The 11,824-nt window shown below is 49.2% G+C and carries 10 protein-coding genes and 2 pseudogenes; 8 read left to right on the top strand and 4 right to left on the bottom strand.

The features are described 5' to 3' along the window. Positions 1–20: 20 nt before the first annotated feature. From gltJ to hscC, 5 genes are all read left to right on the top strand, one after another. Positions 21–761, top strand: a complete 741-nt coding sequence (gltJ, locus tag A9587_RS17665; RefSeq protein WP_000020950.1) for a glutamate/aspartate ABC transporter permease GltJ — start codon at positions 21–23, stop codon at positions 759–761. Next, positions 761–1,435 (top strand): glutamate/aspartate ABC transporter permease GltK, encoded by a 675-nt coding sequence (gltK, locus tag A9587_RS17660; protein ID WP_000272808.1) that lies wholly within the window; start codon positions 761–763, stop codon positions 1,433–1,435. Before gltJ ends, gltK begins: the two co-directional genes overlap by 1 nt. Beyond that, positions 1,435–2,160, top strand: coding sequence for a glutamate/aspartate ABC transporter ATP-binding protein GltL (gene gltL, locus A9587_RS17655; protein ID WP_000631384.1), 726 nt, complete (start codon positions 1,435–1,437; stop codon positions 2,158–2,160). Before gltK ends, gltL begins: the two co-directional genes overlap by 1 nt. A gap of 117 nt (positions 2,161–2,277) precedes the next feature. Continuing rightward, a complete protein-coding gene (rihA, locus tag A9587_RS17650) occupies positions 2,278–3,213 on the top strand; it encodes a pyrimidine-specific ribonucleoside hydrolase RihA (RefSeq protein ID WP_105263415.1) in 936 nt (311 codons plus the stop codon). Positions 3,214–3,296: 83 nt separating this feature from the next. Further along, the gene (gene hscC, locus A9587_RS17645; RefSeq protein ID WP_016248464.1) at positions 3,297–4,967 is read left to right on the top strand and encodes a molecular chaperone HscC; all 1,671 of its coding nucleotides are present in this window, start codon (positions 3,297–3,299) and stop codon (positions 4,965–4,967) included. Between the two features lie 110 nt (positions 4,968–5,077). Here hscC and A9587_RS17640 read toward each other — a convergent pair whose 3' ends face one another. After that, positions 5,078–6,529 carry a hypothetical protein gene (locus A9587_RS17640; protein WP_061090786.1) on the bottom strand — a complete coding sequence of 484 codons (1,452 nt, stop codon included), beginning with the start codon at positions 6,527–6,529 and terminating at the stop codon, positions 5,078–5,080. Further along, positions 6,526–7,233, bottom strand: coding sequence for a DUF1266 domain-containing protein (locus A9587_RS17635; RefSeq protein ID WP_016263043.1), 708 nt, complete (start codon positions 7,231–7,233; stop codon positions 6,526–6,528). The genes A9587_RS17640 and A9587_RS17635 overlap by 4 nt, the downstream gene beginning before the upstream one ends. Positions 7,234–7,334: 101 nt before the next feature. On the opposite strand from A9587_RS17635, the gene A9587_RS17630 reads away from it, so the two are divergent. After that, positions 7,335–7,889, top strand: a complete 555-nt coding sequence (locus A9587_RS17630; protein ID WP_001035173.1) for a tetratricopeptide repeat protein — start codon at positions 7,335–7,337, stop codon at positions 7,887–7,889. Positions 7,890–7,917: 28 nt separating this feature from the next. Here A9587_RS17630 and A9587_RS24765 read toward each other — a convergent pair. Next, positions 7,918–8,250: pseudogene (locus tag A9587_RS24765) on the bottom strand (J domain-containing protein); the annotation flags it as partial. Between the two features lie 91 nt (positions 8,251–8,341). Here A9587_RS24765 and A9587_RS25115 point away from each other — a divergent pair. Continuing rightward, positions 8,342–8,446, top strand: a pseudogene (locus A9587_RS25115) (hypothetical protein); the annotation flags it as partial. 74 nt (positions 8,447–8,520) lie between these two features. Here the strand turns inward: A9587_RS25115 and A9587_RS17615 are convergent. Further along, entirely contained in the window at positions 8,521–9,003 is a 483-nt protein-coding gene (locus A9587_RS17615; RefSeq protein WP_001044880.1) for a zinc ribbon-containing protein, read from the bottom strand. A 234-nt stretch (positions 9,004–9,237) separates the two neighbouring features. Between A9587_RS17615 and leuS the strand changes: the two genes are divergently transcribed. Beyond that, positions 9,238–11,820: a leucine--tRNA ligase gene (gene leuS / locus A9587_RS17610; protein WP_001366479.1), complete on the top strand. Its 2,583-nt coding sequence runs from the start codon at positions 9,238–9,240 to the stop codon at positions 11,818–11,820. Positions 11,821–11,824: the final 4 nt, after the last annotated feature.

The following is an 11,824-nucleotide window of genomic DNA, read 5'->3' as shown; positions in this document are numbered from 1 at the left end:
TTTTTTTCTGGAGTAGATTTATGTCTATAGACTGGAACTGGGGTATTTTTTTACAACAAGCCCCGTTCGGCAACACCACCTATCTCGGCTGGATCTGGAGCGGCTTTCAGGTCACTATCGCTCTGTCGATCTGCGCCTGGATTATCGCTTTCCTCGTCGGCTCGTTATTCGGCATTTTACGTACCGTTCCAAACCGTTTTCTCTCCGGTCTGGGCACGTTGTATGTCGAACTGTTCCGCAACGTGCCACTGATTGTGCAATTCTTTACCTGGTATCTGGTGATCCCAGAACTACTGCCGGAAAAAATCGGCATGTGGTTTAAGGCGGAGCTGGATCCCAATATTCAGTTTTTCCTTTCTTCCATGCTCTGCCTGGGGCTGTTTACTGCCGCTCGTGTTTGCGAACAGGTACGCGCCGCGATCCAGTCGCTGCCACGAGGGCAGAAGAATGCCGCACTGGCGATGGGGCTGACGCTGCCGCAAGCCTACCGCTATGTTCTGTTACCTAACGCCTATCGTGTTATCGTCCCACCGATGACCTCTGAGATGATGAACCTGGTGAAAAACTCCGCCATCGCCTCAACCATTGGTCTGGTAGATATGGCAGCACAGGCCGGAAAATTGCTCGATTACTCCGCCCACGCCTGGGAATCGTTTACCGCCATCACGCTGGCGTATGTGCTGATTAACGCCGTTATTATGCTGGTGATGACGCTGGTCGAACGTAAAGTTCGCCTGCCCGGCAACATGGGAGGCAAATAATGTACGAGTTTGACTGGAGTTCAATCGTTCCTTCCCTGCCGTATCTGCTGGATGGGCTGGTGATCACCCTGAAAATCACCATCACGGCAGTCGTGATTGGTATTTTGTGGGGCACGATGCTGGCGGTAATGCGCCTGTCCAGCTTTGCACCCGTGGCGTGGTTTGCCAAAGCCTACGTCAACGTGTTCCGTTCAATACCGTTAGTGATGGTTCTGTTGTGGTTTTACCTGATCGTGCCGGGTTTTCTGCAAAACGTGCTGGGATTATCACCCAAAACCGATATCCGCTTAATTTCTGCAATGGTGGCATTTTCGATGTTTGAAGCGGCCTACTATTCCGAGATTATCCGCGCCGGTATTCAAAGTATTTCTCGTGGTCAGTCGAGCGCTGCGCTGGCGTTAGGAATGACCCACTGGCAGTCGATGAAACTGATTATTCTGCCGCAGGCGTTCCGTGCGATGGTGCCGCTGCTGCTCACTCAGGGCATCGTCCTGTTTCAGGATACCTCGCTGGTGTATGTGTTATCTCTGGCCGATTTCTTCCGTACCGCCTCAACCATTGGTGAACGTGATGGTACGCAGGTGGAGATGATCCTGTTTGCCGGATTTGTTTATTTCATCATTAGCCTTAGCGCATCGTTGTTGGTCAGCTACTTGAAAAGAAGGACAGCATAATGATTACCCTGAAAAATGTTTCAAAATGGTATGGTCACTTTCAGGTGCTGACCGACTGCTCAACCGAAGTAAAAAAAGGTGAAGTGGTGGTGGTTTGCGGCCCGTCCGGCTCCGGTAAATCGACACTGATTAAAACCGTCAACGGCCTCGAACCGGTGCAGCAAGGTGAAATCACCGTTGATGGCATCGTGGTTAACGATAAGAAAACCGATCTGGCAAAACTGCGTTCCCGCGTCGGAATGGTGTTCCAGCATTTTGAGTTGTTTCCCCATCTGTCGATTATCGAAAACCTGACCCTGGCGCAGGTAAAAGTGCTTAAACGCGATAAAGCGCCCGCCCGCGAAAAGGCCCTGAAACTGCTGGAACGCGTGGGACTTTCTGCGCATGCCAATAAGTTTCCGGCGCAGCTTTCCGGTGGTCAGCAGCAGCGTGTAGCGATTGCCCGCGCATTATGTATGGATCCTATTGCGATGCTGTTCGACGAACCGACATCGGCACTGGATCCGGAGATGATCAACGAAGTGCTGGATGTGATGGTGGAGCTGGCGAATGAAGGAATGACTATGATGGTGGTCACCCACGAAATGGGCTTTGCCCGTAAAGTAGCAAATCGGGTGATCTTTATGGATGAAGGTAAAATTGTCGAAGACTCGCCAAAAGACGCGTTCTTTGATGATCCGAAATCAGACCGCGCAAAAGACTTCCTCGCGAAAATACTGCACTAATAAGTCAGGCGCGCATACTCAAGTGCGCGCCATCTCACGCTTTATCGTTTCGCCTCTCGTATCTGTTACATCCCGGCGTTACCCTTGTCGCAAAGAAGCACACAACAAGGAGCAACAATGGCACTGCCAATTCTGTTAGATTGCGACCCAGGTCATGATGACGCTATCGCAATAGTTCTCGCCCTCGCCTCACCAGAGCTTGATGTCAAAGCCATCACATCCTCCGCCGGAAACCAGACGCCCGATAAAACATTACGTAATGTTCTGCGTATGCTGACCCTACTTAATCGCACCGATATTCCGGTGGCTGGTGGCGCAGTAAAACCGTTAATGCGTGACTTGATTATCGCGGACAATGTGCACGGCGAAAGCGGCCTGGACGGCCCGGCATTGCCGGAACCGGCGTTTGCGCCGCAAAATTGCACGGCGGTGGAGCTGATGGCGAAAACGCTGCGCGAAAGTGCTGAACCCGTCACGATAGTTTCCACCGGACCACAAACTAACGTTGCGTTGTTGCTCAACAGCCACCCGGAGCTGCATAACAAAATCGCTCAAATTGTGATTATGGGCGGCGCGATGGGACTCGGTAACTGGACGCCAGCGGCAGAATTTAATATTTACGTTGACCCGGAAGCGGCGGAAATTGTCTTCCAGTCAGGGATTCCGGTGGTGATGGCTGGTCTGGATGTCACCCACAAAGCGCAAATTTACGTTGAGGATACCGAGCGTTTCCGCGCTATTGGTAACCCTGTTTCAACCATCGTTGCCGAACTGCTGGATTTCTTCCTCGAATATCACAAAGACGAAAAATGGGGCTTTGTCGGCGCACCGTTGCATGATCCATGCACCATCGCCTGGCTGCTAAAACCTGAACTGTTTACCACCGTTGAACGCTGGGTTGGTGTCGAAACACAAGGGAAATATACTCAGGGTATGACGGTTGTTGATTATTACTATCTCACTGGTAATAAACCAAATACCACCATAATGGTCGATGTGGATCGTCAGGGCTTTGTTGATTTACTGGCCGATCGTCTGAAATTTTACGCTTAATACACGTCATTGATTAAGATCACCACGTGAAAATGGGGTGATCTTACTCTGACTCTCTCTTTTTCCTTCAAGATATAAATGCAATGGATAATGCAGAACTCGCCATTGGTATCGATCTCGGTACTACCAATAGTTTAATTGCCGTCTGGAAAGGCGGTGCCGCACAATTAATTCCAAATAAATTCGGTGAATATTTAACACCATCCATAATTAGCATGGATGAAAATAATCATATTCTGGTCGGAAAACCGGCTGTATCACGGCGCACTTCGCATCCGGATAAAACCGCAGCGTTATTTAAACGCGCAATGGGCAGTAATACCAACTGGCGGTTAGGCAGCGACACATTTAACGCGCCAGAACTATCCTCTTTGGTATTACGCTCATTAAAAGAAGATGCCGAAGAATTTCTGCAACGTCCGATTAAAGATGTGGTGATCTCCGTTCCGGCTTATTTCAGCGATGAACAACGCAAGCATACCCGTTTAGCAGCGGAGTTAGCCGGGTTAAATGCAGTACGCTTAATTAATGAACCCACAGCAGCCGCGATGGCGTATGGCCTGCATACGCAACAAAACACCCGCTCGCTGGTTTTTGATCTCGGAGGCGGCACGTTTGACGTCACGGTGCTCGAATACGCCACGCCGGTGATTGAAGTTCACGCCTCCGCTGGCGACAACTTCCTTGGTGGCGAAGATTTTACTCATATGCTGGTGGATGAAGTGTTAAAACGCGCCGCAGTGGCTAAAAACACGCTCAACGAAAGTGAACTGGCGGCGCTGTATGTCTGTGTAGAAGCGGCAAAATGTGGCAATCAATTACCGCTGCACATTCACTGGCAGTACCAGGAAGAAACGCGGGAGTGCGAATTTTACGAGAACGAACTGGAAGATTTGTGGTTACCGCTACTCAACCGCTTGCGTGTGCCTATCGAACAGGCATTGCGCGATGCACGTTTGAAACCGAGTCAAATCGACAGTCTGGTGCTGGTTGGTGGCGCTTCGCAAATGCCATTAGTACAGCGAATTGCGGTACGTCTGTTTGGCAAGTTGCCGTATCAAAGCTACGATCCGAGCACCATTGTCGCATTGGGCGCAGCAATCCAGGCCGCCTGCCGCTTACGCAGTGAAGATATTGAAGAAGTGATCCTCACCGATATCTGCCCTTACTCTTTGGGCGTAGAAGTAAACCGTCAGGGGGTTTCCGGCATTTTCTCACCGATTATTGAACGAAACACGACTGTACCTGTATCGCGTGTAGAAACTTACTCGACCATGCACCCGGAGCAGGATTCAATTACGGTTAATGTCTACCAGGGGGAAAACCACAAAGTTAAGAACAATATTCTGGTGGAGTCCTTCGATGTGCCGCTGAAAAAAACCGGCGCTTACCAGTCTATCGATATTCGTTTTAGCTATGATATCAACGGATTGCTTGAAGTTGACGTGCTTCTGGAAGATGGTAACGTTAAGTCCAGAGTGATTAATCACAGCCCGGTGACGTTAAATGCGCAGCAAATAGAAGAGAGTCGGGCGCGGTTATCGGCATTAAAAATTTATCCGCGCGATATGCTTATTAACCGAACTTTTAAAGCCAAACTGGAAGAGTTATGGGCACGAGCGCTGGGCGATGAAAGAGAAGAGATTGGCCGGGTGATTGCCGATTTTGATGCGGCATTGCAGTCAAACGACATAGCGCGCGTCGATGAAGTTCGTCGGCGGGCGAGCGATTATCTGGCCATTGAGATCCCTTAAGCACGGCTGCCGGATGCGGCGTAAACGCCTTATCCGGCCTACCCGTAGGTCGAATAAGATGCGTTAGCATCGCATCCGACATTGAAGGATAGGATGCGTTAGCCTCACATCTAACTGAACAACATCGCAATTTTGCCGAGTGCATAACCTATCACCAGCACCGTTAAGCTGATTTTGATAATGCTGATAATGCTCTGTGGTTTTTCAATCTCATCATTCTTCTCTTCATGTTTTTCAGGTATTGGCTCATCGACATCTTCATCCACCGGCTCCAGCTTCACTTTTGTCAACAGCATACGAGTGATAATCGCTTCTAACGGATGTGCTTCTCCGCATTCCAGCCGCGCCTTCAGGCGGGCCAGCTTCTCTTGTTTCGGAAACGCTTCCAGCACAACCTGTTCCGCTACCTGATACAGATTCAGTAACGGTGAATCTTGCTCTGTCTCGCTACCGACTTTTGATTTCCACCACGCCCATGCTTTGCGCTTATAAAACAGCGATTCAATAAATGATTGCCCTAAAGAGGATAATTTACCGCTATGTAATATTTGCGCCCACAAAAGCCGTGTTCGGGCGCTCTCGCCTGGAACATATTTCAGCGGCTTACCTTGTGCATCAACCATGCTCTGCGCTTCGATAACCATCACTAACAGCGCGAAATAATCCGGGCAATGTTGCGCACTCCACTGCAACAACAAATTATCCGCTTGCGTCGATGAATGACTCTCCCAGTATGCACAGAGATCGGCAAGCAGGCTTTCCCCCTCGCCGCAGTACAACCGTTGTGCACACTGGTAATAACGGGCATCTTCGCTTTCTGGTTCTTCCGCTTGCCACTGTTGGGCTACAGGAATGAGTTCCGCCATACCTGTTTGCACCGAGCTGTACCAGCGCAACAGTTTGCGATGTAACTTCGCATCATCAGGAATGAACCACGGACCTTCCATCGCTAAAAACGCAGTAACATAGTCAGGATGGTAACGACAGCAGCGTTCCAGCGCGAAGTAATACTCAATAGTCTGGTTTTGTAACGCGACGGGGTATTCCAGAAGGCTAAGAAAATCGAAACAATCCCCAGCCTGAATAGCCTCAAGAAAAGCCTCCCGCTCTTCTTCATCCATTCCTTCGCTGTCACTAAATGAATGCCAGTTCAAACGCCCGGCCAGCAAAGAAGCGCAATTTAATGAAAGGTATCGCGCTTCTATGGCGATTGCGCACAGCGACCAGCGTAATTGATCCACCTCTTCCATATTGTAGTTATTTAATTGTTGAATAAATTTCTGCCAGGCGGAGGGCTGAAAACGTTCACTTTCTGAATTCAGTAATGCCCTGAATGCGCTCAGTGCTTCATGTTCAACTGCGGTGTTGCTCTTTTCATCAACTGATTCTTCTACAGGATTTACCGCCAGTCGCAGCGCCTCTTCATAGGCCTGACGTAATGCTTTAAACCCTTGCGGATCGGTTTCGGGATGACACAACGGTAAGCGAGCAAGATAAGCCTGACGGATAATATCAATTTGCGTTGTGCTTTCGATTTCGAGAATTTGCCAACATGTTTTCATAGGTCGCTCACATCCTTAAGCGTTGCCGGGCATTCAGGCTGAACAGTTAATGGCCGCCAGGGAAGCGTGGCATAGAAACGATCGCTTCCTGCCACCAGTTCTTCAAACATTCGGCTTCCGGCACTATCGTATTTGTACAGGGTTAGCGCCTCGTGTAGCGAAGCGTTGTCTTCACACTGGGAGGATTGCCAGTAGAGACGCCCTAACGAATAGGCGGAAAAATAGTGCATCCAACTGTGATAGTAATAGTGTGCCCGAACATAAACGCGCGATTGCAGCCATAAACTTTCGTCTTCTGTCAGCCAATTATTGAGTACACCGACGCGCGACAAAAACCCCATCCGAACATAATCCCAGGCTTTGATTCCCCCTTCCCCACAGCACATAGCGGTTTGGGCAACGAATTGGGTATAAATCAACCCGCGTTCGGAGCCACCAGCAATTAATGCTTTCCACTCATCAGGGGAAGAGCGATGCCATGCCAGATATAAACCAGCTAAATTATTCGCGTGGCCATCATCAGTCATTTGGTAAATAGTCTGAATTAAATCATCACGATTATTTATTCCCCAGGATGATGAGAGATCAAATTCTTTTATTCCGGTATACATTTTTGGCGAGTCGTGTGCAGGCTTGCATCCCTGATTAAGAATTTCCATTGGCGTAGAAAGCGCAAATAGAAGGTGTTGTTCATCCTTATCCATTTATTAACAATCCTTTAAGTACATTAACTGACTACTTTTTTATTAATGATGAGTATAAACTTGACGCTTTCAAAATAAAAAGAAAATCGAAGCATTGATAAATGAACAAAAAAATATATTTTATATTCGCAATATTTATAGTTGCGGCAATCACTTGTATTAGCCAACCTAAGAAAACGACCTTGCGCGATAAAGCTATGGCGAATTATGTCTTTGATTATTTAAGCGCACCGGGCAGCCTTCCGTTTACCACGGCAGCAACGGAACTTTCCGCCATTCATGGTCACTCAACATCGCAATATCGCCTTGGCGAATTTTATCTTCATGGTAGTAATGGTAAACCGCTGGATTATGCAATGGCGAGGTACTGGTATGAGCAATCGGCGGAACAGGAAAATCCGCGCGCGCAGAGCAAACTAGGGTGGATCTACCTGAAAGGGCTGGGAGTCAAACCCGATACCCGTAAAGCAATTCTCTGGTATAAAGAAGCCGCTAAACAAGGGTATGTTCATGCACAATACACATTGGGTTTGATCTACAGAAACGGCACAGGCATAAACGTCAATAATTATGAAGCCCGCAAATGGTTGAAACTGGCAGCGGAACAACATTATAAAAATGCGGAAGAATTACTTGCAGAGCTTCCCGCACATTAAGATTTTTATCAGCCAACTAAATGGAGAATGCAACGGGTAAATACAGGATGGTCTGGAAGTTAAAAACATTACCCCTGGCAATGGCATATAAAAAGGATTCCAGTTCTTTTTCGTCTATTATCCCGGCATTTTCCTCCTGCAACCACCGCACTCTTTCTGCTAATAACACGACATACTCGAAAGATAAATAGGCAGCATTCATGGTTATCCTGCACAGCAACCAGCGTAACTTATCAATCTATTCCATTGAGCAATGATTTAATTGATGAATGAATCGCTGCCAGGTGGACTGCTTAAATCGTTCCTCATCCGAGGATAATAATGCGCGAAATGCCAGCAAAATTTCATGTTCTGCAATTTCAGTGTATTAAGAACATGCATTAGCAGCCAATTTGCCGGGGCGCATTCTCGACGATACAGCCCCCTAAATATGAAGAAGCGGTTGACTGGTAAAGGCTGTCGATCTCCGACAGGCTCTCAACTTGTACCGTAAAGTTCAGTCATCCGCTACAAGAGATGTCAGTAAAGAAATCCGTGAGATTGAAAATTTACTGTAGAGATAAAAACAGATAAGGGTCGGACGATTTTCATTCGACCCAAATTATCTTTATTACTGTGCGAAATCAGACTATTACGGCTCGAACGGGCGTCTCTGGAACTGGTCGTGACCGCATTTCGGGCATAGCGTCAGCACTTCCGGCGTGTAGATTGGGAGATGAAAATGACATTTCTCGCAGACCAGATTCCCCAGCCCTACCACTTCTCCGCTGTGGTAAACCCCGTGATGGTTGAGATCCTGGAAAACTTCGCGCCACTCAAGCTGCGTTTTATCGGTGATATCCGCCAGCTCCTGCCACAAGCTTTCTTTAATCACCCGCATAAAAACACTGTCAGATTCTTCTTTCAGACTCTCTTCATAGCTCATAGCGAACTCTTCCAGGTCACGTCTGACGGCGCGTGTCAGTTCATCGACCTCGGTTCGCGTTAACTCCCCTGTTTTTATTACGCGCTCGCGCGCCTGTTCTACCAGCGCGTCGATATCACGCTCGCCATTGCGCAGGCGTTCGCTCAGTGACGCGACCAGTTCACGGTAATATTGAGCAACCTTGTTCATCGTTTCATCTCCCGGGTCGTTAACTGACTATAATAATAGACGTTCTTTGTTCCTTACTTTGCTAATACGCCCACAAACTCTGTAAATTAATGTATGAATAATCCGGGCATCATTTCAACGTCGAGTGCGCGAAAGGCTGTTTTGACGCGGACGTTTGGGCTATGCTATGCGGATCTGAAAAACCACCTCAACGCTACATTTGTAGCCGTATTGAAAACAGGACCACTGGCTGCCATGCAAGAGCAATACCGCCCGGAAGAGATAGAATCCAAAGTACAGCTTCACTGGGATGAGAAGCGCACATTTGAAGTAACCGAAGACGAGAGCAAAGAGAAGTATTACTGCCTGTCTATGCTTCCCTATCCTTCTGGTCGACTACACATGGGCCACGTTCGTAACTACACCATTGGTGACGTGATCGCCCGCTACCAGCGTATGCTGGGCAAAAACGTTCTTCAGCCGATCGGCTGGGATGCGTTTGGTCTGCCTGCGGAAGGCGCAGCGGTGAAAAACAACACCGCGCCAGCACCGTGGACGTATGACAACATCGCGTACATGAAAAACCAGCTCAAAATGCTGGGCTTTGGTTATGACTGGAGCCGCGAGCTGGCGACCTGTACGCCAGAATACTACCGTTGGGAACAGAAATTCTTCACCGAGCTGTATAAAAAAGGCCTGGTGTATAAGAAGACTTCTGCGGTCAACTGGTGCCCGAACGACCAGACCGTACTGGCGAACGAGCAGGTTATCGACGGCTGCTGCTGGCGTTGTGATACCAAAGTTGAACGTAAAGAGATCCCGCAGTGGTTTATCAAAATCACCGCTTACGCTGACGAGCTGCTTAACGATCTGGATAAACTGGATCACTGGCCAGACACTGTTAAAACCATGCAGCGTAACTGGATCGGTCGTTCCGAAGGCGTGGAAATCACCTTCAACGTTAACGACTATGACAACACACTGACCGTTTACACTACCCGCCCTGACACCTTTATGGGTTGTACCTACCTGGCGGTAGCGGCAGGTCACCCGCTGGCACAGAAGGCAGCGGAAAATAATCCTGAACTGGCGGCCTTTATTGATGAATGCCGTAACACCAAAGTTGCCGAAGCTGAAATGGCGACGATGGAGAAAAAAGGCGTCGATACCGGCTTTAAAGCTGTTCATCCATTAACTGGCGAAGAAATTCCGGTTTGGGCGGCAAACTTCGTATTGATGGAGTACGGCACTGGCGCAGTCATGGCCGTTCCGGGTCACGACCAGCGCGATTACGAATTTGCCTCTAAATATGGTCTGAACATCAAGCCGGTTATCCTGGCGGCTGACGGTTCTGAACCGGATCTCTCCCAGCAGGCGCTGACGGAAAAAGGCGTGCTGTTCAACTCTGGCGAGTTCAACGGTCTTGACCATGAAGCGGCCTTTAACGCCATTGCCGACAAACTGACGGCAATGGGCGTTGGCGAGCGTAAAGTTAACTATCGCCTGCGTGACTGGGGTGTTTCCCGTCAACGTTACTGGGGTGCGCCAATCCCAATGGTTACGCTGGAAGACGGTACTGTAATGCCAACTCCGGATGACCAACTGCCGGTGATCCTACCGGAAGATGTGGTGATGGACGGCATTACCAGCCCAATCAAAGCAGATCCTGAGTGGGCGAAAACCACTGTTAACGGTATGCCAGCACTGCGTGAAACCGACACCTTCGACACCTTTATGGAGTCCTCCTGGTACTATGCGCGCTACACTTGCCCGGAGTACAAAGAAGGTATGCTGGATTCCAAAGCGGCTAACTACTGGCTGCCGGTAGATATCTACATTGGTGGTATCGAACACGCCATCATGCACCTGCTCTACTTCCGCTTCTTCCATAAACTGATGCGTGATGCAGGTATGGTGAACTCTGACGAACCAGCGAAACAGTTGTTGTGTCAGGGCATGGTGCTGGCAGATGCTTTCTACTACGTTGGCGAAAACGGCGAGCGTAACTGGGTTTCTCCGGTTGATGCCATCGTTGAGCGTGACGAGAAAGGCCGTATCGTGAAAGCGAAAGACGCGGCAGGTCATGAGCTGGTGTATACCGGCATGAGCAAAATGTCCAAATCGAAGAATAACGGTATCGACCCGCAGGTAATGGTTGAACGTTATGGTGCGGACACCGTTCGTCTGTTTATGATGTTCGCATCTCCGGCAGATATGACGCTCGAATGGCAGGAGTCCGGCGTTGAAGGGGCTAACCGCTTCCTGAAACGTGTCTGGAAACTGGTTTACGAGCACACTGCAAAAGGTGATGTTGCGGCACTGAACGTCGATGCACTGACTGAAGATCAGAAAGCTCTGCGTCGCGATGTTCATAAAACTATCGCTAAAGTAACCGATGATATCGGCCGTCGTCAGACCTTCAACACCGCAATTGCGGCGATTATGGAGCTGATGAACAAGCTGGCGAAAGCGCCGACCGATAGCGAGCAGGATCGCGCGCTGATGCAGGAAGCTCTGCTGGCCGTTGTGCGTATGCTTAACCCGTTCACGCCGCACATCTGCTTCACCTTGTGGCAGGAGCTGAAAGGCGAAGGCGATATCGACAACGCGCCGTGGCCGGTTGCTGACGAAAAAGCGATGGTGGAAGATTCCACGCTGGTGGTTGTGCAGGTTAACGGTAAAGTCCGTGCCAAAATCACCGTTCCGGTGGATGCAACGGAAGAGCAGGTTCGCGAACGTGCTGGCCAGGAACATCTGGTGGCAAAATATCTTGATGGCGTTACCGTACGTAAAGTGATTTACGTACCGGGTAAACTCCTCAATCTGGTCGTTGGCTAAGCGC

Origin of the sequence: Escherichia sp. MOD1-EC6162 (genome assembly GCF_002965125.1) — a bacterium.
Taxonomy (GTDB): Bacteria; Pseudomonadota; Gammaproteobacteria; order Enterobacterales; family Enterobacteriaceae; genus Escherichia; species Escherichia marmotae.
This window is presented reverse-complemented; position numbering and strand designations above follow the sequence as displayed.

What these genes read in the sequence shown, in the direction of transcription:
- gltJ (WP_000020950.1), top strand. Translation starts at nt 21, where the DNA reads ATGTCTATAGACTGGAACTGGGGTATTTTTTTACAACAAGCCCCGTTC.
- gltK (WP_000272808.1), top strand. Translation starts at nt 761, where the DNA reads ATGTACGAGTTTGACTGGAGTTCAATCGTTCCTTCCCTGCCGTATCTG.
- gltL (WP_000631384.1), top strand. Translation starts at nt 1,435, where the DNA reads ATGATTACCCTGAAAAATGTTTCAAAATGGTATGGTCACTTTCAGGTG.
- rihA (WP_105263415.1), top strand. Translation starts at nt 2,278, where the DNA reads ATGGCACTGCCAATTCTGTTAGATTGCGACCCAGGTCATGATGACGCT.
- hscC (WP_016248464.1), top strand. Translation starts at nt 3,297, where the DNA reads ATGGATAATGCAGAACTCGCCATTGGTATCGATCTCGGTACTACCAAT.
- A9587_RS17640 (WP_061090786.1), bottom strand. Translation starts at nt 6,529, where the DNA reads ATGAAAACATGTTGGCAAATTCTCGAAATCGAAAGCACAACGCAAATT.
- A9587_RS17635 (WP_016263043.1), bottom strand. Translation starts at nt 7,233, where the DNA reads ATGGATAAGGATGAACAACACCTTCTATTTGCGCTTTCTACGCCAATG.
- A9587_RS17630 (WP_001035173.1), top strand. Translation starts at nt 7,335, where the DNA reads ATGAACAAAAAAATATATTTTATATTCGCAATATTTATAGTTGCGGCA.
- A9587_RS17615 (WP_001044880.1), bottom strand. Translation starts at nt 9,003, where the DNA reads ATGAACAAGGTTGCTCAATATTACCGTGAACTGGTCGCGTCACTGAGC.
- leuS (WP_001366479.1), top strand. Translation starts at nt 9,238, where the DNA reads ATGCAAGAGCAATACCGCCCGGAAGAGATAGAATCCAAAGTACAGCTT.